At 53.5% G+C, this 23,354-nt stretch carries 22 protein-coding genes; 11 read left to right on the plus strand and 11 right to left on the minus strand.

Annotated elements, in window-relative coordinates:
- Positions 1-984 (minus strand): glucokinase, encoded by a 984-nt coding sequence (locus RHJ02_RS11965; protein ID WP_206200352.1) that lies wholly within the window; start codon positions 982-984, stop codon positions 1-3.
- A gap of 13 nt (positions 985-997) precedes the next feature.
- Positions 998-1,729: a phosphoribosylaminoimidazolesuccinocarboxamide synthase gene (gene purC / locus RHJ02_RS11970; RefSeq protein WP_302677432.1), complete on the minus strand. Its 732-nt coding sequence runs from the start codon at positions 1,727-1,729 to the stop codon at positions 998-1,000.
- 140 nt (positions 1,730-1,869) lie between these two features.
- On the opposite strand from purC, the gene RHJ02_RS11975 reads away from it, so the two are divergent.
- Both RHJ02_RS11975 and RHJ02_RS11980 read left to right on the plus strand, forming a co-directional pair.
- Positions 1,870-2,676 (plus strand): helix-turn-helix domain-containing protein, encoded by an 807-nt coding sequence (locus RHJ02_RS11975; protein WP_302677431.1) that lies wholly within the window; start codon positions 1,870-1,872, stop codon positions 2,674-2,676.
- Positions 2,677-2,686: 10 nt separating this feature from the next.
- Positions 2,687-6,178: an AAA-like domain-containing protein gene (locus RHJ02_RS11980; RefSeq protein ID WP_310800263.1), complete on the plus strand. Its 3,492-nt coding sequence runs from the start codon at positions 2,687-2,689 to the stop codon at positions 6,176-6,178.
- On the opposite strand, the gene RHJ02_RS11985 is transcribed toward RHJ02_RS11980, so the two are convergent.
- Positions 6,175-6,495, minus strand: coding sequence for an MgPME-cyclase complex family protein (locus tag RHJ02_RS11985; RefSeq protein ID WP_011057339.1), 321 nt, complete (start codon positions 6,493-6,495; stop codon positions 6,175-6,177). The genes RHJ02_RS11980 and RHJ02_RS11985 overlap by 4 nt on opposite strands.
- A gap of 132 nt (positions 6,496-6,627) precedes the next feature.
- On the opposite strand from RHJ02_RS11985, the gene RHJ02_RS11990 reads away from it, so the two are divergent.
- The 4 genes from RHJ02_RS11990 (at position 6,628) to RHJ02_RS12005 (ending at position 12,112) form a co-directional block, all read left to right on the plus strand.
- Positions 6,628-7,545, plus strand: coding sequence for an Rpn family recombination-promoting nuclease/putative transposase (locus tag RHJ02_RS11990; protein ID WP_310800264.1), 918 nt, complete (start codon positions 6,628-6,630; stop codon positions 7,543-7,545).
- A 3-nt stretch (positions 7,546-7,548) separates the two neighbouring features.
- Positions 7,549-8,490, plus strand: a complete 942-nt coding sequence (locus RHJ02_RS11995; RefSeq protein WP_310800266.1) for an Rpn family recombination-promoting nuclease/putative transposase — start codon at positions 7,549-7,551, stop codon at positions 8,488-8,490.
- 129 nt (positions 8,491-8,619) lie between these two features.
- Complete coding sequence (gene fabG / locus RHJ02_RS12000; RefSeq protein WP_206200359.1) at positions 8,620-9,357, plus strand: 3-oxoacyl-[acyl-carrier-protein] reductase; 738 nt, start codon at positions 8,620-8,622, stop codon at positions 9,355-9,357.
- A 25-nt stretch (positions 9,358-9,382) separates the two neighbouring features.
- On the plus strand, positions 9,383-12,112 hold the full coding sequence (locus tag RHJ02_RS12005; RefSeq protein ID WP_310800267.1) for a valine--tRNA ligase: 2,730 nt from the start codon (positions 9,383-9,385) through the stop codon (positions 12,110-12,112).
- A gap of 133 nt (positions 12,113-12,245) precedes the next feature.
- On the opposite strand, the gene RHJ02_RS12010 is transcribed toward RHJ02_RS12005, so the two are convergent.
- From RHJ02_RS12010 to RHJ02_RS12020, 3 genes are read right to left on the minus strand one after another with little or no spacing between them, the layout of a single operon-like run.
- A complete protein-coding gene (locus RHJ02_RS12010; protein ID WP_206200361.1) occupies positions 12,246-12,602 on the minus strand; it encodes a ribulose bisphosphate carboxylase small subunit in 357 nt (118 codons plus the stop codon).
- 30 nt (positions 12,603-12,632) lie between these two features.
- A complete protein-coding gene (rcbX, locus tag RHJ02_RS12015) occupies positions 12,633-13,013 on the minus strand; it encodes a RuBisCO chaperone RbcX (protein WP_206200362.1) in 381 nt (126 codons plus the stop codon).
- 53 nt (positions 13,014-13,066) lie between these two features.
- The gene (locus RHJ02_RS12020) at positions 13,067-14,494 is read right to left on the minus strand and encodes a form I ribulose bisphosphate carboxylase large subunit (protein ID WP_149819787.1); all 1,428 of its coding nucleotides are present in this window, start codon (positions 14,492-14,494) and stop codon (positions 13,067-13,069) included.
- 413 nt (positions 14,495-14,907) lie between these two features.
- On the opposite strand from RHJ02_RS12020, the gene ylqF reads away from it, so the two are divergent.
- Positions 14,908-15,756: a ribosome biogenesis GTPase YlqF gene (gene ylqF, locus RHJ02_RS12025; RefSeq protein WP_302678406.1), complete on the plus strand. Its 849-nt coding sequence runs from the start codon at positions 14,908-14,910 to the stop codon at positions 15,754-15,756.
- 28 nt (positions 15,757-15,784) lie between these two features.
- Positions 15,785-17,302: a hypothetical protein gene (locus tag RHJ02_RS12030; RefSeq protein ID WP_310800268.1), complete on the plus strand. Its 1,518-nt coding sequence runs from the start codon at positions 15,785-15,787 to the stop codon at positions 17,300-17,302.
- 13 nt (positions 17,303-17,315) lie between these two features.
- Here RHJ02_RS12030 and bchI read toward each other — a convergent pair whose 3' ends face one another.
- Positions 17,316-18,377: a magnesium chelatase ATPase subunit I gene (gene bchI / locus RHJ02_RS12035; protein WP_206200365.1), complete on the minus strand. Its 1,062-nt coding sequence runs from the start codon at positions 18,375-18,377 to the stop codon at positions 17,316-17,318.
- 347 nt (positions 18,378-18,724) lie between these two features.
- Here bchI and RHJ02_RS12040 point away from each other — a divergent pair, with 347 nt between their 5' ends.
- Genes RHJ02_RS12040 through rsmI form a run of 3 tightly spaced genes read left to right on the plus strand, consistent with a single transcriptional unit; the run spans position 18,725 to position 20,676 of the window.
- A complete protein-coding gene (locus RHJ02_RS12040; protein ID WP_206200366.1) occupies positions 18,725-19,210 on the plus strand; it encodes an RNA-binding protein in 486 nt (161 codons plus the stop codon).
- A gap of 18 nt (positions 19,211-19,228) precedes the next feature.
- Positions 19,229-19,831, plus strand: coding sequence for a precorrin-6Y C5,15-methyltransferase subunit CbiT (cbiT, locus tag RHJ02_RS12045; RefSeq protein WP_310800269.1), 603 nt, complete (start codon positions 19,229-19,231; stop codon positions 19,829-19,831).
- Complete coding sequence (gene rsmI / locus RHJ02_RS12050; protein WP_206200368.1) at positions 19,831-20,676, plus strand: 16S rRNA (cytidine(1402)-2'-O)-methyltransferase; 846 nt, start codon at positions 19,831-19,833, stop codon at positions 20,674-20,676. Before cbiT ends, rsmI begins: the two co-directional genes overlap by 1 nt.
- Here the strand turns inward: rsmI and cofG are convergent.
- The 4 genes from cofG to RHJ02_RS12070 form a co-directional block, all read right to left on the minus strand.
- Entirely contained in the window at positions 20,657-21,604 is a 948-nt protein-coding gene (cofG, locus tag RHJ02_RS12055) for a 7,8-didemethyl-8-hydroxy-5-deazariboflavin synthase subunit CofG (protein WP_206200369.1), read from the minus strand. The two genes, rsmI and cofG, sit on opposite strands and share 20 nt — an antisense overlap.
- Positions 21,605-21,662: 58 nt before the next feature.
- Complete coding sequence (locus RHJ02_RS12060) at positions 21,663-21,896, minus strand: hypothetical protein (RefSeq protein WP_310800270.1); 234 nt, start codon at positions 21,894-21,896, stop codon at positions 21,663-21,665.
- Positions 21,897-21,907: 11 nt separating this feature from the next.
- Positions 21,908-22,153, minus strand: a complete 246-nt coding sequence (locus tag RHJ02_RS12065) for a ferredoxin-thioredoxin reductase variable chain (RefSeq protein ID WP_206200370.1) — start codon at positions 22,151-22,153, stop codon at positions 21,908-21,910.
- 119 nt (positions 22,154-22,272) lie between these two features.
- Positions 22,273-23,265 carry a CHAD domain-containing protein gene (locus tag RHJ02_RS12070; RefSeq protein WP_206200371.1) on the minus strand — a complete coding sequence of 331 codons (993 nt, stop codon included), beginning with the start codon at positions 23,263-23,265 and terminating at the stop codon, positions 22,273-22,275.
- Between the last annotated feature and the right edge of the window lie 89 nt (positions 23,266-23,354).

Consider the following 23,354-nt stretch of genomic DNA (forward strand, 5'->3'; position numbering starts at 1 on the left):
CTAGGCCCCCTGAGCGGCTAAATGTACCGCGCCCCGCAATCCCACCTCTGGATTCGTAATCACTGCAACGTACAACTGCTCCATCAGGGGGCGAAATCGTCCCTTACTCACAAACCCTTGGCGAAACGTGCCATCGGTCATTTTCGGCAGAATTTTGGGGGCAATCCCTCCGGCAATCAGCACCCCCCCCAAGGGCAAACTTTTCAGGGCAAGGTTGCCAGCCTCTGCCCCATAGGCATCCACAAACATCCGTAAGGCTTCTGCACACAGAGGATCCCCCTCAAGGCCGTATTGACTGATCACGGCGGCGCGATCCTCCACCTCTGCCATGGCTGCTGCAACCACTGCTGATTCGGGAGCAAAGTGGACACTCTTGAGATACTCGTAAATTGCCACTAGCCCCGCGCCAGAAACCACCCGTTCCACAGAAACTCGCTCGTAGGTTTGCCACAAATAGCGCAATAGACCCATTTCCTGTTCATTGCGGGGTGGAAAGTCGGTGTGGCCACCCTCTAGGGGCATCACTTGGTAGCGATCGCCCTGCCAAATCATCAGTGCTTCCCCCAAGCCAGTACCCGCTCCCAATAGGGCAATAGGCGCTTGGGGACGCCGCGGCCGCTCCTGAAGGACAACAAAATCCGTCGGCGGTAATACTAATGCACCATAGGCTACGGCTGCAAAATCATTCAGCAGCGTCACGCAAGGGATCTGCAATGCCGTTTCTAATTCGGCACCACTGACCCGCCAGCCCAAATTGGTGACCTGAGCCACTTGGTCAATCACAGGCCCCGGAATCCCCAGACAAGCCCGCTGTGGATGGGCAGGACTCTCCTTGAGGAACGTTTGCAAAAGAGTTGTCAAGTCAGGGAAATCGCGGCTGGCGTATTTCGCCCTGTGAAGCAAATGCCAATCACTGCCCACCACATCCCATAACTCGATGAGAGTTTTTGTGCCACCCACATCGGCGCCAAGTACAACGGTCATTGCCCACCCCTTGCTAACTCACGCTATGGGCTAACACTCGCTGCATCACGAGGGCGTAGGCATCCTCAATGGCGCCCAAATCTTGGCGAAAACGATCTTTATCGAGAATGCGCTTTTTAGGATCACTTTCATCTTGATTCCAGAGGCGGCAACTGTCGGGACTAATTTCATCCGCTAAAAGAATCTCCCCCGTCGGACTGCGGCCAAACTCCAGCTTAAAGTCCACCAAGGTAATGCCACACTCCGCAAAAAAGCGACTGAGATGGGTATTGACGGCCAAGGCCATTTCCTTGATCGTTGCAACTTCCTCATCTGTAGCAATCTGCAATAGGCGCAGGCGATCGCCTGTAAGGAGCGGGTCACCAAGATCATCATTCTTGAGGTAAAACTCCACCAAGGGGGGATTGAGTTCTAATCCCAAGGGCAATCCCGTCTGCCGACAAAGGCTTCCCGCTGCCCGATTGCGCACCACCACCTCAAGGGGAATAATCTCTACTCGCCGAATGTGCATCTTGTTTGGCGCCACTTGAGCAATAAAATGGTTGGGGATGCCCTGAGCCGCCAGATACTGAAACAAATGGCTGGCGATCGCGCAGTTCATCACTCCCTTGTTTTGGATCGAGCCACGCTTCTGGGCATTAAAGGCGGTGGCCTCATCCTTGAACTCCGCCAGCAAGATGTCTGGATCCGCTGTGGCATAAATAATCTTTGCCTTGCCTTCGTACAAGGGAGAGAACTGAGTCATAAAAAGAGGTGCGTCTAAAAGCCAGATCTAGCCTAGCAAAGGCAGTCCCCCAATCCACAGCAGCTTGCTATAGGATAATCCCAATGGCTAAACCCCTCTTCGGCAAATTGGCATAGACTGACGGCAGGAGATAGATAGCGATGCCTCACTTCAGTAATCAACAGGCAGAAAAACTGGCAGAAATTGGTGCCTTCCTCCGCGAAAAGCGAGGGGAAGTGGGTCTAAGTCTTGAGGAGGTGGCCGCCAAAACGTTGGTGCGCCAGTCAATCCTTGCAGCCATTGAAAATGCCAACCTTGAGGAGTTGCCCGAACCCGTCTATACCCAAGGATTTATTCGCCGTTTTGCCGATGCCCTTGGCCTTGATGGCAAAAGTATTGCCGCCAATTTTCCAACAGTGGCTGACCCTGTGGAGCGCCCCGATAAACCCAGTCTTCCCAGGGGCGATATAGGTTGGCAGTTGCGCCCAATTCACCTCTACCTAATGTACTTTGCCCTCGTGGCAGCAGCAGTGGCTGGGTTGGCCTATCTCTTTCGTCCTCAAGCCCAAAGCATCACCGATTTAGCCCCCGCACCGACCCCTACCGCGTCCCCCAGTCCCACACCCACCCCCACAGCAGCGGCAACACCGACGCCCAGCCCCACGACCCCTGAAACGGTTGAGGTCAAGTTGTCCCTCTCCGATGCCTCGTGGCTCGAGGTGGAAGCCGATGGTCGAGTTGTCTATGCTGGTATTTTGGAGTCGGGAACAGAGCGCAGTTGGCAAGCCAAGGAGCGTTTAATTGTCCGCACGGGGAATGCTGGCGCTGTCAAGGTGAGTGTCAATAATGGTCCGTCCCAACCGATGGGGCAACTGGGAGAAGTGACAGAAAAAGAATTTCTTGCTAGTCAGGCCACTTCAGAGAGGGCAACCACGTCAACAGCACCGGAGCGTACCGTTTCCAACTAGGTCACCCTCAATGGATGCAGCAACCACCTATCAAGTGGGGGGCAGTTTACCGACCACATCGGCAGTCTATGTCCGACGGCAAGCGGATGCGGATCTGTTGGCTGCCCTGACCGCTGGTGAGTTTTGCTATATTCTCAATTCGCGGCAAATGGGCAAATCCAGCTTGCGGGTGCAAGTAACACAGCAATTGATCACAATGGGGTACCGCTGTGCTGCCCTCGACATTACCAAAATTGGCAGCCAAAATATTCAACCCGAGCAGTGGTATGCCAGCTTTGTGGGTGCCCTCATTCAGGGATTTCAGTTAACTGATGTGGTCTCCTTGCGCGCTTGGTGGCGCGATCGCCAGCTGGTGTCACCCATTCAGCGCCTCAGTGATTTCGTAGAAACAGTGCTGCTTGCCCACACCCGTGAACCCCTTGTCATTTTTATTGATGAAATTGATAGTTTGTTGAGTCTGCCCTTTTCCACCGATGATTTTTTTGCTTGGATCCGCGCTTGTTACAACCAACGGGCAGATTATCCCGAATATCAGCGCTTAACCTTTGCTCTCTTTGGCGTGGCCACCCCCGATCAACTGATTCAAGATAAGCAACGCACCCCCTTTAACATTGGTTGTGCCATTGATTTACAGGGATTTACCCTTGCGGAAGCCACCCCCCTACTCAAGGGCATTGCCCATCTTAGCGACAACCCCGATCAACTCTTGGCGGAAATTCTCAATTGGACGGGTGGCCAACCCTTCTTGACCCAAAAACTCTGTCGCCTGCTGCAACACCACGGGTCATTTATGCCGGCGTCAACCCTCTCCCATGAGTTAGCCCAGTTTGTCCAAGAGCATATCCTTCAGGATTGGGAGCGGCAAGATGAACCCGAACACCTCAAGACCATTCGCAATCGCTTGCTGGCCGATGAACAGCGCATCGGTCGTCTCTTGGGTCTCTATCAGCGGGTTTTAGAAACGGGGGGTATTCCCCTTGATGGCAGTAGTGAGCAGCGAGCCCTCGCTCTAACGGGATTGGTGTGCCAGCGCCAAGGCAAATTGCAGGTGTTTAACCCCATCTATGCCCAAGTTTTTGATGCCCAGTGGGTTGAGCAACAGTTGGCACAACTGCGCCCCTACAGTGAGGAGTTCCAAGCATGGCTGCGCTCTGGGGGCAGTGATAGCTCCCGTCTCCTGCGGGGACAAGCCCTTGAGGAAGCGTTGATCTGGGCCAGTGGCAAAAGCCTCAGTGATCTGGATTATCAGTATCTTTCTGCCAGTCAGGAGGCCAACCAGAAAGCGATTCAAGACACGTTACTGCTCGAGCGCCAAGAAAAGGAGACGATCAGTGCTGCCAACCGCATTCTCGAGGCAGCTCGCCAAAAAGCCAGTCGTCTGACCCGCCGCGCCCTCATGGCTCTTGGTATTGTTTCTGTGATTTCTCTGGGGGTAGCGGCAATTTTGGCAAAAACCTATGCAGATCTACAAGCCTCCCAAGAAAGTCTAGCCCTTGAGCAAACCAGTAATGATCTTCTGGAACAGTTTCAAGCCCAAGAGTTACCCGCCCTTTTAGCAGGTATTGAGGCAGGACGCCACTTAAAACGACTGGTGGGCGATCGCCCCCTGAGTCAATACCCTACGACGCGCCCCCTCTTTGTGCTTAATTTTCTCCTCGATCACATTCAAGCCCGCAACCAATGGCAGAGTGACAATACCCCCCTGATGGCGGCCTTTTTGACGGCTGATGGTCAGCAGTTCAGCATTAGTGAAAGCGGCGTTGTCGAATTTTGGCGAGTGAACGGCGAGCGACTGAGTGCCCAGTCTTTGGAGATTGGCAATGTCAAACTGGCACGGATCAGCCCTAGGGGCGATCGCGTGGGTCTGCTCAATAATAAGGGCGAAATTTCCCTGTGGCGTGTCGAACTGCAAAAACTTATCTTTGAACGGCGTTTGCCTGCCTTACCGATCAATAACTTTCGCTTTAGTCCAGAGGGGCAGGAGTTGGCGGCCACCACAACTACAGGGGATATGCTGCGTTGGAGCCTTGAAGGGGAATTACTGGCCACTATTCCCACCCCTAGCCAGAGTATCAATAGCTTGAGTTATGCCATCAGGGGCGATCGCTTGGCCACTGCCGATGAAGAAGGCTGGATTCGGGTTTGGTCTCGTCAGGGGGAACTGCTCCAAGCATGGCAAGTCCAAGCCGATCTTCCCGTTCCCCAAACCAGTTTGACCTATCTCAGCAATGGCCAACTGGCGACGGTAGGCAAAGATGGCACCCTCCGCCTTTGGAACACCAAGGGGCAACAAATCAATCAATGGCGTGTCAGTGCAGCCCCAGTGTATTTTGTGGGTACGTCTCCTGTGGGCTATCGTCTATTGACCCTGAGCACAGATAACACGATGCGTCTGTGGCAGCCAACGGGTGAACTGATTGCTGAGTTGGGGAGTCATGAACGCCTGATCAATACCGTCAGCTTTAATCCAACGGGGTCAGTGCTCCTCAGTAGCGATCGCGGGGGGCAAATGACGCTGTGGTACCTCGATCATCACCGCACGGAACACTGGTTTGCCGATCAAGAAAGTATTTGGACAGTGGCCTTAGATCCCCAAGCAGCCACAGTGGTCACGGGGGGCAAAGATGGTCGCGTCAAGTACTGGCAACGGGATGGCACGCTCCTTGCCACAACCCCAGTTCTCGATCCTCAAGGCATCAACCAAGTGCTCTTTAGTCCCAGCGGCCAACAGGTGGCGATCGCCACCAAAGGGGGAAAATTAGTGATCTGGAACCTTGCGGATCGCTCCCAGCAAATCTGGCAACTGCCCATCGAGGCTACCCTCTACACCGTGTCCATAGATCCCCAACGACGGTACTTAGCCGCAGGCGATGAAAAAGGCACCATTTATCTTGTTGACCTCCAGCGGCCAGAGAACATTCAAAAGCGCAAAAGTGAAGGGGAAATTTGGAGCCTCAGCTTCCATCCGACACTCCCCCTGCTGGCGAGTACGGGGTCTGCGGGCACAATTGAGGTCTGGAATTTTGAGGGCGATCGCCTTGCCTATCGCCTGAACCCTGATGCAGGATGGCTGGCCAGTCTTGAATTTAGTGCCAACGGCCAATTTCTAGCGGCGGCTGGCGAAAGTGGCTCCGTCTATTTGTGGTCAATTCACGGCAAGAATGCCCCCAGCAACCCCCGTGTGTTTCGTGCTCACCAGCGCAGTATTGTCAGTCTCGGTCTTAGCCCCGATGGTGAAATGATTGCCACCGCCTCCCCCGATCGCAGTGTGCGGGTTTGGAACCAAAGAGGCCAGCTCATTACACTGATTGATCGTATTTCTGCCATTCCCTACAGCGTTGATGTGAGTGGCCAAGACGAACTTTATGTGGCGATTGGTACCGAGGATGACGAGGTCTTGATTAGCCCGCTGGCCACCCTAGGACAGTTATTAACCAGCGCCTGTGACTGGCTCAAGGACTACCGTCAACAAAATCCCGATGTTGCTCAAGCCTGTCCCTAAACGCTTGCAAGGGAAGCAAGGGGATTCGGAACCTCCTCGCTGGTGAATTGCCCCATCAGCACATACTCCAAGCGCAGCTTCAGCCACTGAATAAATTGCTGGTTGGTGGAGATAATGGCTGCGGCGGGCTGTGGACAACGCGCCTTCTGTTCAGCAAACTGGGGCTGCTCTAAAAACGCCGGCTCGGGCACCAGCCAAAAATCAATCTCTTTGCCTTGCTCCCGATAGTGACGCTGTCGCTCGCGAAACACTTCCTCAAGGGGTTCTTCCTCAGTCAAAAACTTTTTGCTTGCGAGAATGTAATAGTACGTCGCCATAGGGATCTATGCAAAACCACAACATATTCTATACAGTCCTCAGCTTAGCATAGGGGGAACCCCTGCCTCCATAACACTCTAGTTCTGAAGTTTTCTGAGGTTTCTGGTCGGAGCGATCGCTCTTCCTAGCCCATGCACCGCGACTCCCTCTTTTACCAACTGTTTGCCCAGCTGCCCCAAACCCTCTTTGACCTCTTGGGCAGAGACACACCGCAGGGGTATCGTTTTGAATCCGTGGAACTCAAGCAAACGGCCTTTCGCATTGATGGCGTCTTCGTGCCCCCCGACCCCTCGGGAATAGTCTATTTTTGTGAAGTGCAGTTTCAGCGGGACAACACCTTCTACGAACGATTCTTTGCGGAAATCTTTCTCTATCTGCGGCTGTATCGTCAAACCTTCTCTGATTGGCAAGCGGTGGTTATTTATCCCAATCGCCAAGCAGAACAAGAGTGTTTTGAGCCGTATCAATTGTTAGTGAATAGCGATCGCCTGCGTCGGGTCTATTTGAATGAACTCGGTTCACTTGAGGCGTTGCCATTGAGCCTAGCCCTGATGCAGCTCACCGTGTTACCCGAAGCAGAAATGCCGACAGCAGCACGGTTGCTGGCAGAGCGCACTCGCACAGAGGCAGTGCCAAGGCCAGAAGCCATAATGGAGTTAATCACAACCATTGTGCTCTACAAGTTCACCAAGCTGAGTCGCGAGGAGGTACTGCGCATGCTGGGGTTTACCACTGAAGAACTAAAGCGGACGCGATTTTATCAAGAAGTGTATGCTGAGGCACGAGAGGAAGGGCGACAAGAGGGGCGACAAGAGGGGCGACAAGAGGGGCGACAAGAGGGACGAGAAGAAGGACGGCAAGAAGGATTGCAGCAAGGAGAAGCAGCCGTTGTCCTACGGCAGTTAAGGCGGCGGTTTGGTAGTGTGCCCAATGACCTTGAAGAACGGATTCGTCAGCTCTCTCCCGATCAAATCGAAGCGTTGGCAGAAGCACTTCTAGACTTCACTGACCTAGAGGAAGTGTTTGCGTGGCTAAATCGCTCTTCCTAGCCCATGCACCGCGACTCCCTCTTTTACCAACTGTTTGCCCAGCTGCCCCAAACCCTCTTTGACCTTTTGGGCATAGACACCCCTCAGGGGTATCGTTTTGACTCAGTCGAGTTGAAGCAAACCGCCTTTCGCATTGATGGCGTCTTCGTGCCCCCTGACCCCTCGGGAATAGTCTATTTTTGTGAAGTGCAGTTTCAGCGGGACACTACCTTCTACGAACGATTCTTTGCTGAAATCTTTCTCTACTTGCGTCTGTATCGCCAAACCTTCTCTGATTGGCAAGCGGTGGTTATTTATCCCAATCGCCAAGCTGAACAAGAGTGTTTTGAGCCGTATCAATTGTTAGTGAATAGCGATCGCCTGCGTCGGGTCTATTTGAATGAACTCGGTTCACTTGAGGCGTTGCCATTGAGCCTAGCCCTGATGCAGCTCACCGTGTTACCCGAAGCAGAAATGCCGACAGCAGCACGGTTGCTGGCAGAGCGCACTCGCACAGAGGCAGTGCCAAGGCCAGAAGTCATAATGGAGTTAATCACAACCATTGTGCTCTACAAGTTCACCAAGCTGAGTCGCGAGGAGGTGCTGCGCATGCTGGGGTTTACCACTGAAGAACTAAAGCGGACGCGATTTTATCAAGAGGTTTATGCTGAGGCACGAGAGGATGGATTACAGCAAGGATTACAACAAGGACTACAGCAAGGACTACAGCAAGGACTACAGCAAGGACTACAGCAGGGATTGCAACAAGGATTGCAACAAGGACTACAGCAAGGAGAAGCAGCCGTTGTCCTGCGGCAGTTAAGGCGGCGGTTTGGCAGTGTGCCCAATGACCTTGAAGAACGGATTCGTCAGCTCTCTGCCGATCAAATCGAAGCGTTGGCAGAAGCACTTCTAGACTTCACTGACCTAGAGGCAGTGTCTGATTGGCTCGATCGCTCCGCCTAAGAATACTGCCTCGCGTGTTGATCTATTTGGGTTGACATGCCCTAGACCCAAGAGGGGTAACATCGGCTGTTAAAATTTGTGATGGACTATCCATACGTGCAGCATTTTTGCCCTTAGGAGAGAACTGATTTGAGCGAAGCAGCCGTTGCCATTGTCACTGGTGCCTCACGGGGAATTGGTCGGGCGATCGCCCTCGAACTGGCGAAAGAAGGAGCCACTGTAGTTGTCAACTACGCCCGTTCTGCTGAAGCTGCCCTTGAAGTGGTGCAAATGATTGAACAGCAAGGGGGAACAGCGATCGCGATTGCTGCCGATGTATCTATCCCTGAGCAGGTCGATACCCTTGTGGCCAAAACGGTGGACACCTATGGCCGCGTCGATGTGCTGGTCAACAATGCCGGCATTACCCGCGACACGCTGCTGCTGCGCATGAGCCTCGAGGATTGGCAGGCGGTGATTAACCTGAACCTGACGGGGGTCTTCCTGTGTACCCGTGCGGTGAGTAAACTGATGCTCAAGCAAAAGCGGGGACGAATTATCAACATTGCTTCGGTAGCCGGGCAAATGGGCAACCCTGGCCAAGCCAACTACAGTGCTGCCAAAGCAGGCGTGATTGGGTTTAGCAAAACTGTGGCCAAAGAACTCGCCAGTCGGGGCATTACCGTGAATGCCGTTGCCCCCGGTTTTATTGCCACTGAGATGACCGCTGGACTCAAGGCAGAGGACATTCTTAAATTCATTCCCCTAGGGCGGTATGGCGAACCCACAGAGGTGGCAGGGATGGTGCGCTTTTTGGCCTTGGATCCGGCAGCCGCCTACATTACGGGGCAAGTCTTCAATGTGGATGGTGGTATGGTGATGGCCTAGGCGCCTTGGAGTAGTGCAGCAACCCATGACCGACGCGATTACCCTCCCCAGTCAATACGATCCCAAGCAAACCGAGGCCAAATGGCAACAGCTTTGGGAAAGCAGTGGTGTCTTTCACGCCGATCCCAACCACCCTGGCAAGCCCTATTGCATTGTCATTCCGCCTCCGAATGTCACCGGCAGTTTGCACATGGGTCACGCCTTTGAGCACGCCCTGATTGATGTGCTGATTCGCTATCACCGCATGATTGGTCGCAACGTCCTCTGGCTGCCGGGGACAGACCATGCCAGTATTGCTGTTAGCACGATTTTGGATCAACAGTTGCACGCGGAGGGCACCAACCGCTTTGCCTTGGGACGAGAGGCCTATCTGCAGCGGGCTTGGGCGTGGAAGGAGTCATCGGGCAATACGATTGTCGGCCAAATTCGTCGCTTGGGACTGTCGGTGGATTGGTCGCGCGAACGCTTCACCATGGACGAGGGGTTGTCGCGGGCGGTGCTGACCGCCTTTAATCGCCTCTATGAAGCAGGGCTGATCTATCGCGGTAAGTATTTGGTGAACTGGTGCCCCGCCAGTCAATCGGCAGTCTCGGATTTAGAAGTGGAAAACCGTGAAGTACAGGGGCATCTCTGGCATTTTCGCTATCCGCTGACGGATGGCTCAGGATATTTGGAGGTGGCGACGACCCGGCCAGAAACGATGCTGGGAGATACAGCGGTGGCGGTTCACCCTGAGGACGATCGCTATCGCCATTTGATTGGCAAAACGCTGCGGCTTCCCCTGATGAATCGGGAAATTCCCATTATTGGCGATCCCTTAGTAGATCCGACCTTTGGCACCGGCTGTGTGAAAGTCACCCCAGCCCACGATCCCAATGATTTTGTCATGGGGCAACGCCATCACCTACCCATGATTAACCTGATGAATAAGGATGGCACCCTCAATGAGAATGCTGGCGAGTTTGCAGGTCTGGATCGCTTTGTGGCGCGTAAACAGGTGGTGGCTCGCCTAGAGGCAGAGGGCTTTTTGGTACGGGTGGAGGACTATAAACACACCGTTCCCTATAGCGATCGCGGCAAAGTCCCCATTGAACCGCTCCTCTCTACTCAATGGTTTGTGAAAATTCGTCCCCTCGCGGATGCTACCCTCAAGGCACTGGATAAAAAGCACTCCCCCCGCTTTATCCCCGATCGCTGGGCAAAGGTCTATCGCGATTGGCTGGTGAACTTACGGGATTGGTGTATTTCACGGCAACTGTGGTGGGGGCATCAAATTCCCGCTTGGTATGTGGTCAGTGAAACCGAAGGCGAAGTGCGCGATGACACGCCCTTTGTGGTGGCCATGGATGAGGCCGCTGCCCGCGCCAAGGCGATCGCCCAATTTGGCAAGGAGATTCAGCTCCAGCAGGATCAGGACGTACTGGATACGTGGTTTTCCTCTGGTCTATGGCCCTTTTCTACCCTCGGCTGGCCCGATGATACGCCAGACTATCGCTGCTATTACCCCAACACCACCCTTGTGACCGGGTTTGACATCATCTTTTTCTGGGTGGCGCGGATGACTATGATGGGGCAGTACTTCACGGGTAAAATCCCCTTCCGCGATGTCTATATCCACGGCTTGGTGCGGGATGAAAACAACAAGAAAATGTCCAAGTCTGCCAACAATGGCATTGACCCGCTGATCTTAATTGAAAAATACGGTACTGATGCGCTGCGCTATAGCTTGGTCAAGGAAGTGGTGGGCGCCGGTCAGGATATTCGCTTGGCCTACAACCGCAAAACCGATGAATCGGCAACCGTCGAGGCGGCTCGCAACTTTGCCAACAAGCTCTGGAATGCCTCTCGCTTTGTGTTGCTGAATCTAGAGGGACAAACCCCCAGCCAGTTGGGGACACCACAGCGGCGGGACTTGGCGGCCAGCGATCGCTGGATTCTCAGTCGCTACCACACGGCCATTCAAACCACCCGCGAACGCATTGAAAGCTATGGCCTTGGGGAGGCGGCTAAGGGACTCTACGAATTCATCTGGGGGGATTTTTGCGACTGGTACATTGAACTGGTGAAACCCCGTTTGCAAGGGGAAAACGCCAAAGCTAAGCGCACGGCGCAACAGGTGCTAGCCACGGTTCTCGATGGTATCCTGAAGCTGCTCCATCCTTTCATGCCCCACATCACCGAGGAAATTTGGCACACGCTGCATCAGGTGGGAGACAGTGAAGTTTTAGCGGTACAACCCTACCCGAAAGTGAATCGCCGCGCCATTGACCCTGACCTTGAAGCCCAATTTAGCCTTTTGATTGAAACCATCCGCACCCTGCGCAATCTGCGGGCAGAGGCAGGGATTAAGCCGGGATTGTATATTACGGCCTTGATTGAGGCCAGTGCTGAGGAAGCACCGATCTTTGAGGCTGGGGCGGCAGATATTCAACACCTAGCGCGCCTTGAGTCGCTAACCATTGGCACCGGCCTGCAAATTCCGCAGCAGGTGTTTAGTGGTGTGGTTGGCAAAAGCGAGGTGCTCATTCCCCTAGCGGGGGTCGTGGATGTGGCGGCCTTGGTGGCCAAACTCCAGCAGGAGGGCGATCGCCTGACCAAAGACATTCAATCTTTAACGGCTCGCCTCAACAACCCCAATTTTGTTAACAAAGCCCAACCAGAGGTGGTGGCTACGGCTCAGGCGCAACTGACCGCTGCCCAACAGCAACTCGCGATTATTCAGCGCCGACTCCAGTCGCTAAGTGCCGATGCCTAAACCCAACCCTGATCAGTAGAAAACAGCACCGCAAGCAGTTGAAGCCTACTTGTGTGATCGCTCGCCTCATTAACGTGCAATAAAAAATAGGGGGGTGTTTCCCCCCCTAAAATGGACTGAGAAAATCTCAGCCTCAATAGCGATAGCCGCCGTAGCCGCTGTTGGCCTGATTGGGCTTGTAGACAATAAAGCCCATCACTTGGCACTGCTTGATATTGTCAAAGGCCACCACCCGGATAAAGCAGTTAGGATACTCCGAGCGGCACTGCTGCACCTCGTTGAGCACCTCTTGGGCATTGGTGCAGTTAAACAGGGGCAGCTTCCACATCGTCCAGTAGTGAATCTCAGCATCAGAGGTTTCGTTGAACTCTACGCAGGGGTGGTAACCCTGATCAATCGCGTACTGGATTTGCCGCATAATTTGGGCATCACTGAGGGGAGGCAGGTAGGAGAAAGTTTCGTAACGACGCTCTTTGGGCAGTGTTTTCATAGGTTCCTCAATTGGTTCACAGTCAACAAATTATTCAGGAGTTTCTGGATGGCTGCTCTCAACATTGGCTTCCGACACTTGGGTCATCCGCTCCAGTTGTTGACAGCGTTGTTGCAAGTTGGCCTGCTGGATGCCCGCACGTAACATTTCTGGTAGATAGTCCGCCACCATTTCCGCGAGATGTTCACGTACCGTGAGGATGCGAAAACCGAGATCGGGCTGTTCGCGAAAGAGGGCTTCCAAGTAGCGTTCGCCATCTTGGACACTTTCTTGACTCGTGAACTGGTGTAGCCAGAGCGATCGCGGTGGATCGGTTTCGGCCAGTTGCCCAATCACGGTTCGCACGGCCTGATAGGTGAGATAACTCATCAGGGTTTTGGTGGTTTGCTTCGCAATGTGCTTGACATCCATAGACCTACGGGGAAATCGTTGCCGTAGCTCCGATTGAACCCCAACTGCACCACCTAGATCGTGTCTTGCGCTTCAAACTCGAACTTGATTTCTTTCCAGAGTTCGCAGGCAGCAGCCAGTTCTGGACTCCAGCGAGCGGCTTCGCGGATGATGTCGCTGCCTTCGCGCATCAGGTCACGACCTTCGTTGCGGGCTTGGATGCAGGCTTCAAGGGCGACCCGGTTCGCAGTTGCCCCCGGTGCATTCCCCCAAGGGTGACCAAGTGTGCCGCCCCCAAATTGCAGCACAGAATCATCACCAAAAATGTCCACCAGTGCGGGCATGTGCCAGACGTGAATGCCACCAGAAGCCACCGCCATCACTCCTGGCATCGAGGCCCAGTCTTGGGTGAAGTAAATGCCACGAGAGCGATCCTGCTCAATGTAGTTTTCCCGCAACAGATCGATAAAACCAAGGGTGATGGCTTTATCCCCTTCCAGCTTACCGACAACGGTACCGGTGTGGATGTGGTCACCACCAGACATCCGCAAGCACTTGGCCAAGACCCGGAAGTGGATGCCGTGGTTTTTCTGACGGTCAATCACAGCGTGCATAGCGCGGTGAATGTGCAGTAGCATGCCATTGTCACGGCACCATTTGGCCAAGGTAGTGTTGGCAGTGAACCCCGCGGTCAGGAAGTCATGCATGATGATGGGCATTTCCAGTTCTTTGGCAAACTCTGCCCGCTTCAGCATTTCCTCGCAAGTGGGAGCGGTTACGTTGAGATAGTGGCCTTTGATTTCGCCAGTTTCGGCCTGGGCTTTGTGAATGGCATCGGCAACGAAGAGGAAGCGATCGCGCCAGCGTTGGAAGGGCTGGGAGTTGATGTTTTCGTCATCTTTGGTGAAGTCCAGACCACCGCGCAGACATTCATAAACGGCACGGCCATAGTTTTTCGCCGACAGACCCAGTTTCGGCTTGATCGTGCAGCCCAAGAGGGGACGACCATATTTATTCAATTTGTCGCGCTCCACTTGAATCCCGTGGGGGGGGCCTTGGAAGGTTTTCAGGTAAGCCACCGGAATCCGCAGGTCTTCTAGACGCAGCGCTTTGAGGGCTTTGAAACCAAACACGTTCCCCACAATGGAGGTCAGCATGTTGGTGACGGATCCTTCTTCAAAGAGATCCAGCGGGTAGGCAATGTAGGCGATGAACTGATTATCTTCACCCGGCAGGGGTTCGATGTCGTAGCAGCGACCTTTGTAGCGATCCAAGTCGGTCAGCAGGTCGGTCCACACGGTGGTCCATGTCCCTGTCGAGGATTCTGCGGCAACGGCGGCGGCAGCTTCCTCAAAGGGCACGCCCGGCTGCGGGGTCACACGAAAGGCCGCTAGAATATCGGTATCTTTGGGAGTGTAATCAGGGGTGTAATAGGTCAGGCGGTAGTCTTTTACCCCTGCCTGATACCCAGCTTTCTGGGATTTGGATTGCGTATAGGCCATAGACGTTTTTCCTCTTTAACAGTGACTGTGCCGAATAGAGCAATCTCTACGGGCAACCTTTGCAATGGGTAGTGTGAACGCTACGATTCCCCCAAAATGGGGCAAAATTGAGCAATGCAAAACTCAGCGAGATGATGCAACCATCCGCAAGCCTGTGATATCGTCGTAGGTCTTATGCTTAAGCATCAGCTTAGTTGATACCCAATGCAATAACTTTTGCTTTGGAGATTCTTAATTATTCTATAGGTTTGGGTTATCAATCTTTAGAGTTGTTTATAGGTTTCTAATCAGAGGCGCACAACCATAGTGCTCTGTCTATTCAAAAACGATTGAGGATTATCTGAAATCAATTGAATGGCGTTCATGGGGGGCGATCGCTCTATTGTTTTTGCAAAAAAGGGGGTGGAATTTCTATGAGTCCGATCATTCAATGGTATCCCGGCCACATTGCTAAGGCAGAACGCGCCCTTAAGGAACAACTGAAACAGGTGGATGTGATCTTAGAAGTGCGGGATGCACGGATTCCCCTTGCCAGTTACCATCCCCAAATTCGTCAGTGGGCTAGTGGCAAGCACCGCCTCTTAGTGCTCAATGGCATGGACAGGATTAGCGATCGCGATCGCCAGCAGTGGCTGACATGGTTTGAGACCCAAGGAGAAACCGTCTTTTTCACCAATGCGCAGCGGGGTGAAGGGATTCGCCAACTCCAACAGGCGGCGGTGCGGGCAGGGACTGCCATGAATCAACGCCGTCAACAGCGGGGCATGCAAGTAAGAGCCGTACGGGCTGTGGTTCTGGGGTTTCCCAATGTGGGCAAGTCAGCACTGATTAATCGCCTTTTGCGGCAGCGGGTGGTTGAGAGTGCCGCTCGGCCGGGGGTAACCCGGCAACTGCGCTGGGTACGTTTGTCTCCCACCTTGGAACTTTTGGATGCGCCGGGGGTGTTGCCTATGAACTTCAAGAATCAAGAGGCGGCGGTAAAACTGGCCATTTGCGATGACATTGGCGAAGCTGCCTACGACCCTTGTCGCGTGGCACCAATTCTTGTTGAGCTACTGCACCAGTTGGGACACGCCGATCACCTCAGCGATCGCTATGGTCTAGCCGTCACCGACACGGGTGAAACCTATCTTCATGATCTCGCCACTAACCGCTACCATGGTGACTTAGAACGGGCAGCCCGACAACTGTTGCAAGACTATCGCCGAGGGTACTTGGGGGCGATCGCCCTTGAGCGTCCCCCTTTGCAAGATAATATGTAAGTATTTCTGCAATTCTAATTGCTGTGCCATGAAAACACTGATGATTACTGTGGGCAACCGACAGGTGGGCTGGCGGTGCAAAGACGGTATTGTGCGCAATTTTGGAGCTGATGGTGATCCTGCCCGTAAGGGGAATGCGCCACCTCACCTGAGTGAGTTGTACGAGGAATTTGGCATCCAACGGGGTTTTCATGATCCTGAGGCAAAGCACCGCCACAACGTGCGCTATTTAAGTGAAATCGTTTATCGGCATTGTCAAGCTAAGAATGACTTTTCACCCGTGGTTTTGCTGCTGGATGAGCAAATCTTGGCAGCACACTATGCCACGCCAACGGAACCTGCGGAGGTGATTCTCTGGGGAACAGATCAGCCAGAGTCGGTCGGCTGGCAATTTTACGCCATGGATACTTGCTGGTTGGCGCAGTTGATGGCAGGGGCGATTCGGCAGCGCTATCCCCACCTCAACGTCACGGTTTGGAACTGCCCGGTTGATGTGAATCAGAGGCAAGCCCTGTGGGACTTCACGGAAAAGCAGTTAGAGCAATATATTAAGCGTCTGCCAGAGAACGCGGCTGGCAATTGGCAGTTGCAAATTCAAACAAAGGGGTCTGTCCCTCAAATGGCAGATGCTTTGAACATGATTGCGGCAGTTCTCATGCGTCAGTATCCCGTTAGGAAAATTATCCCGACAGAGCCAAAACCGTTCTTTGATCCAAGCAATCAGTCTGCTCGCAGTGCTGAATCTCTTGAAGAGGTGTCTTTAGGTGAGGTCTTTTGGCCACTGGAACGCCAGCGGATTGCCACAGCATGGAAACGGGGCGACTTTGCTGCCGCAAAGGTACTCCTTGAAGCCCATCGCGATCGCCATGAAGCGCTCTATCAGTTGGCCGATCGCCTTGCCTTAGCAACAAACTGGAGTATTCAAGATTTTCTCAAGGGAATTCAGGGGGAACGCTGGCTGGATCAAAAGCCTACGAAAGCAGTGACTCACAAAGCTCAACGGCAGCAGTGGCGCGAGGCGACGGTCAATCGTTGTCCCAATAGTGAAACGGCCACCAGCAAGTTCTTGAAAATTTGGGAATTTGAGCTATTGATTGATCTGAGCTTGCAGCAGGCGAACTATACCCTCGCCTTTATGCAATTTGCCCAGATGCTTGAACGGCTCCTGTTTTGGCGATGCGAACAGGAAGATTGGCGCACTCAGGGGCACTTAGGTGAGGAATTTTTGCAGGAGGGCAACTATCGTGATCCGACATTGGGGGTGCTGTGGCGAGCCTGGGCAAAAGCGGAGCAGCGATCGCCCGCTGATGACCTTGTTAAAAAGCTGGGGACGGTCAATGAATATCGCAATGGCGTTGTTCACCGCAATCGAGCGATCGGCCGTAAAGAGTTGACTCAGTTGGCCGGTGTTTCCCCAGAGACATCCCCAGCAGAAATTCATCAAGGGCTGTTAAATGTCCTTTGCCAAGTTCTCAATCAAGAACAAATGCCAGAAAAAGGGGTGGCGCGATCGCTCTACGAGTGGGGACTAGAGCAACTGAAGTAATCCCAATCCCAGCCTAAGCAGCAATCTCCACGCCAAAGACCTCTTGGAAGACTTTGCCCACCTTGTAGCCGGAGTCAATTGACTCAAGGGGATCCTTGCGCAGACGGTGCCGCAGACACAGGACAATCACTCGTGAAATATCCTCGACGGTAACATCCGTGCGTCCCTCAAAGGCGGCCAAGGCCTTGGCAGCGCGGTTGGTGACAATGTCTCCCCGCAGGCCATCCACATCTAGCTCGGCACAGACTTGGGAAATTTTCACCCGCAGTTCGTAGTCAATTGTGACACTCGGCAAGAGGGCTTGGGCAGCAACCAGCTTGGCTTGCAGCGCTTCCTGTTGAGCTTGGTATTTGGCCAAAAAGGCTTCGGGGTTTTGATCAAATTGCGATCGCTGCTCAACAATTTCTACCCGCAGGGTGGCATCCTTAACGGTGCGAATCTCGGCGTGCATGCCAAAGCGATCCAGCAGTTGCGGTCGCAGTTCCCCTTCTTCGGGGTTACCAGAGCCAACTAAGACAAACCGTGCTGGGTGACGAATTGAAATACCTTCGCGCTCAACGGTATTCCAGCCGGAGGCAGCGGCATCCAGCAGCACATCCACCAAATGGTCGTCGAGCAGGTTCACCTCATCCACATAGAGAATGCCGCGGTTAGCCCTCGCCAAAAGACCCGGTTCAAACGCTTTCACCCCCTCCGCTAGGGCTTTTTCAATATCAATGGTGCCGCAAACCCGATCCTCGGTTGCCCCCAAGGGCAGATCCACCATCGGCACTTTTTTCTTAATGGTGTGAAGGGGTTCACCCGCCGCCACCGCCACCTTGACAGCGTCACTCATCAAATCTGGATCGCTGGGGTGACTATTAAAGGGATCATCGGCCACCACCTCAATTTCCGGCAGCAGATCCGCGAGGGCGCGAATGGTGGTTGATTTGCCCGTGCCGCGATCGCCCATAATCATCACCCCACCAATTTTGGGGTCAATGACATTGAGCAACAATGACAGTTTCATTTCGTCCTGACCGACAATTGCCGTAAAGGGAAAAACAGGCCGACGAGGGACAGCAGTCGCAGTCACAGGCATCACATCGCAAAAACAGCATTGATTATTGTGCCACATTGGGCTTGCGCTGCCACAGCAAAATTTTTCCGCAAAATCCTAGCCCTAGGTGGAGGAACTGTGATACCCTAAGTAGGAACAATTAAGGAGCTAGGCGCTCTCATTGCTTTTGCTCCATTACGTCCATGCAGGTTCTCAATTAGCAACAATCGCTGTGAACCCATCCAGTTATTTTACACCACTAATCAAGGCAGGGGCTTTGCGTACCCTTGGGGGACGTAGACCTCAGTTGCGAGCGGTTTCTCACGCCCGACTGTCCATTTTTGAATCGTGTTGTTTTTAAGCTGCCGAAGGGAGGTTTCTTTATGTCCGTGCGTTTATATGTGGGCAATCTGCCGCGTGAACTGAGCCGCGAAGAGCTAGAAGCCCTATTTAACCAAGAAGTGGGCGAAGTGGGCACCACCAAACTAATTACCGATCGCAAGACTGGTAAGTGCCGCGGTTTCGGCTTTGTCACCGTTGAATCCGAGGAAGTGGCGGATCAGGTGATTGAGAAACTCAACGGCTACACCTTTAAGGACAATCCCCTCAAGATTGAGAAAGCCAACGAGAAGCCCAAATCTGAAGCTAAGGAAAATAAGGAAAAAGAAGAAACAGTGGCCGAAAAACCCACTCCCAGCAACCGCAATAATCGCAAAAATAATAAAAACAATGGGCGGCGTACCCCAGCCAATTCGGCGCCGGCTGAATATAGCTCCATGGATACCGAGGCGGCTCAACCGGATCCCCGCTGGGCAGATGCCTTAGCACAGCTTAAGGAACGGCTCCTCGCCCAAAGCAGCAACGCTTAAAGGTTTTAGGCAGTTTCTATGACGGTGGATCCCTGGCCATTTGTGACCCCGGGTATCCCCGATGATCTCTTTGAGCGCTTACCAGGTATTCCCCTCACCCAACGGGAAACGCGATTATTGATGCTTTCCTATTTGCGGCTTGAGCCGGACTCTTGTCTTTGGGATGTGGGCGCGGGCACGGGTACGATCGCTGTTGAGGCAGCACGCTTGGCGAAGCGGGGACAGGTGATTGCCATTGAACGGGATGAGGAAGTCGTTGATCTGATCCAACGCAATTGCAATCGCTTTGGCGTCAAAAATGTGCAAATTGTTGCTGGTTCGGCTCCAGATTGCTTTCCCCAGTTACGTCGCACCCCGCAGCGCATTTGTCTCGAGGGGGGGCGCCCGATTAAGGAAGTTTTGCTGCAAGCGTGGGAGTATCTTGCGCCCGGTGGTCGCTTGGTGGCGATCGCCAGCAGTTTAGAAAATCTCTATGCCCTCTCTGAAGGGTTCGCGACAGTCCAAGCCCGCAGCCTAGAGGTGGTGCAATCGGTCATCAATCGCCTAGAAACGCGGGGCGGCCACCAAATTTTTGCAGCAGTGGAACCGATCTTTATTCTCAGTGGCGAGAAAATTTCCTAATGGGCAGCGGGCAACTGTGGGTGGTGGGTACCCCCATTGGCAATCTTGAGGATATAAGCGCTCGTGCCCTGCGCATTCTCAAGGCAGTGGATCTCATTGCTGCGGAGGATACACGCCACACCGGCCGCCTGTTACAGCATTTTGGCATTACCACACCCCAAATCAGTCTCCATGAGCACAATACCCAACAGCGCGTGCCCCAACTGCTTCAGCGCCTAGAGGCGGGTCAACAGATTGCCTTGGTTAGCGATGCAGGGTTACCGGGGGTGTCGGATCCCGGTTATGAACTGATCACGGCCTGTATTGCCGCAGCCATTCCGGTCACACCGATTCCCGGCGCGAATGCTGCCTTAACAGCCTTAATGGCCGCAGGATTACCGATGAATCGCTTTTGTTTTGAAGGGTTTTTGCCGACTAAGGGGCGCGATCGCCAGCAGCGATTAGCAGCACTGAAACAGGAAACGCGCACAATTCTTCTCTACGAAGCCCCCCATCGCTTGCTGCAAACGGTAACAGAGTTACGTCAAATCTTGGGGAGCGATCGCCCCCTCGTCCTCGCCCGCGAACTCACGAAGCGCCACGAAGAATTTTGGCGGGGAACCCTCGGCACTGCCTGCACTTATCTACAGGAGCATCCCCCCCGTGGCGAATACACACTGGTTTTAGGCGGTGCCCCTGAACACTCTGTGGCCGTGAATCCCCATCATCTCGCGGACGAATTAGCGACACTTCTTAGCCAAGGCCTTTCCCTTACCCAAGCCAGCCGTCAACTGGCAGATCTCACAGGGCTTTCGCGGCGCGACATCTATCAACTGGGACTCCAGCTCAAACAGGCATCCCCTTGACTTTCCCCCTCAATGGCGGCGGCAACCCATCCACAAACTGGGGATAGACGGGGAGTCGTGGCACTAATTCCCATCCCCACGCCTGTAATTGTTCCCTTAGGGCTGTCACATCGGTATGGGGATAGTCGGGATTGACATGATCCAAGGGAACGATGCCCCCCAAATCGCGAGCGCCCGCGTTTAGGCACGCCCGAAAGACCTCTGGATCTGTGACGAGATTCGCAGGAATTTGAATCGTGATGTCTTCAGGCAAGAGCGATCGCGCCCAGTGTACCACGTTCGGTAATTGCCTCAGATCAAAGGGGGGCAACGCTGCTTCCTGTTGCTGGCCGGGACTGTGGGGCTGCAAAATCACCTCCTGAATATGTCCCCACCGCCGATGACACTCAGCAATGGCCGTGAGCGTTTCTGCCCAATCCTGCGGCTCTTCACCAATGCCCAAGAGCAAGCCCGTAGTGAAGGGAATACCCAGTTCCCCGCCCTGTTCCAGTTGGTGTAAACGCAGTTGCGGATCCTTGCTAGGGGCATGGCGATGGACGCTTTGCAACAACTTCGGTGTTAATTGCTCTAGCATCAGTCCCATCGAGACATTCACCGCCTTGAGAGCGGCCATTTCTGCTCGATTGAGGGGACCCGCATTGGTATGGGGCAGAAATCCCTGATCCAAGGCTAAGGCGGCTAGATCATAGAGACGCTCTAACCATTGGGAACGCTGGGGACTGTTGGGGGCAACTTCGCCACTGAGAATCAAAATTTCTCGCACCTGTTGGGGGTCAAGCCCTGCCAACTGTTGAGCCGCCGCCTCTAAACTCAACCAACCACTCGTGCCAATATCCTGACGGAAGTTGCAGTAGGTACAGCGATTAAAACACTCGTACGTCGGTACAAGAGTAAAAGCTGGACTATAGGTGATGGTGCGATCGCTCATGGAGACTCACGAAAAAGTGCTCTTATCTCAGCACCACTGCGTTCAAGGAGATAATTTCTCAATAACGGGCGATCGCGAAAATATAGAAGCCATGGGCCGCCAGCAATGCCAACCACCCAAGGGTCAGCGTTGGCATAAAAGGTACAGCAGTGGGTTGCACCTGATGCCAAAACCAGCCACCAGAGTTAAAAGCAGCAAAAAGGGCAACATGAACCGCAAAATTCATGCGATCGTCCAAACGGCGATAGCTCGGATCACGGCGATCGGGCTTACGGGGCCAACGGGGAGGCATATAGAGCGTACCTAAATCACTTCCAGCTCGTCGGGGTGCAAATGAGCAATGAACTTGGGACTAAACCGCACCTGAATCGGGTAGTTGGGACTAATGGGACGGCCCTGCCAGTCGCTGAGAATGGCGAAAATCTCCCCTTCCATGCCCTGAATGTCAAAGGGTTCGTTACGGTGATCGGGATGGTGATAGACGATGGTAGGGGTCTTAACGCGTACCCGCAGGCCTACACTTAGGGTTGGTTGCTCTACAACGCTCATTTGCTTGTTGTTCTCCTGGATCGGCAAGGGTTTTATTTTTATCGTCGCATACGGATCGGCAAGGACGATCGCCCTAGGACAATTGAACATCAATTGTTACCATTGCCGCCCGACCTCTGTCAGTTGGCAGAGGAGATCATCGGATGACCGAGGGAGTTGCCATTGGCGCTTATTGTCATTGGTGGCATGAGGAGTAGAGAGCGCACTTGATGGCGTTTTTCGGGGCTGAGGTATTCCTGCTGGACGGAGCGCCAAGTTTGCCACTGGCGTGTTTGCTCAAGGGCAATCATTTCTGCGAGGCAAGGAGAGGCTTGGCGAAGATTGAGTCCAAGTTGGGTACGGAAAAAGTCATGGAGGACAACGCCATCGTGAAGTGTGCCTAAGAGTTCTTGCAACTGAGCAAAGGCATCTACCTGTTCAGTGAAGGTGTCTCCATAGACACTGCTAAAGAGTTCCATTTGGTAGCGTACCCGCTTGGTTTGCTTGCGTAGATCGTGGAGATCTTCACCCGCTGTTTGCAGCCACTGGGGCGGGTTACTCACCGCAAGGAAAAGGGGGCGATCGCCCTGCCATTCAATGGCCACTTGCCACCCCGGATGCAGCAACAGTTGACACACCAAGGGCAACAAAATATCTGGGGCAATCAGTTCTGTGGGTAAGTTAGCAATCTCACGATATTGAGGGGCAGCTAGCCATTCTTCTAGCCCCTGTTGCAATTTGCGATAGCGATCGCTGCGCAGCAATTGAAGGGCTTTTTGTAGCAGTTCTGTCCGTTGCTTTTCGAGTTTTTTGATCAGTTTTGCCAGTTGTTGTTGCTCAGGGCGAGGTAGGTGAGGGTAATACTGCTCCTTGAGCGCCAGCATCATCACATCCAAATCCCGTACGGGACTGAGACTGCCGGCGATCGCCCGCACCCGTTGAATGGAGACTCCCTTGGGCAAACGTACGGTATTACAAAACACTTCCAGAGCCGTTCGCAGGCGGCGCAAACCTACCCGCATCTGGTGAATTGCCTCAACATCGCGATCGCGAATCACCCCCGGCTCGTGTTTGCTAATTTTGCGGTAGTACTTTTCAAAAGCGGCGTACGCGATATGCCCTAGGGTTTCCATAAGACCCCCTCCCTGCTCAACGCCTAAAGGAATACCACTATTAAATTAACGTTTATTAACCAAGGTTACTTTTATCTTAATTTTAACTT

Source organism: Thermosynechococcus sp. TG215 (assembly GCF_031583455.1).
Classification (GTDB): Bacteria; Cyanobacteriota; Cyanobacteriia; order Thermosynechococcales; family Thermosynechococcaceae; genus Thermosynechococcus.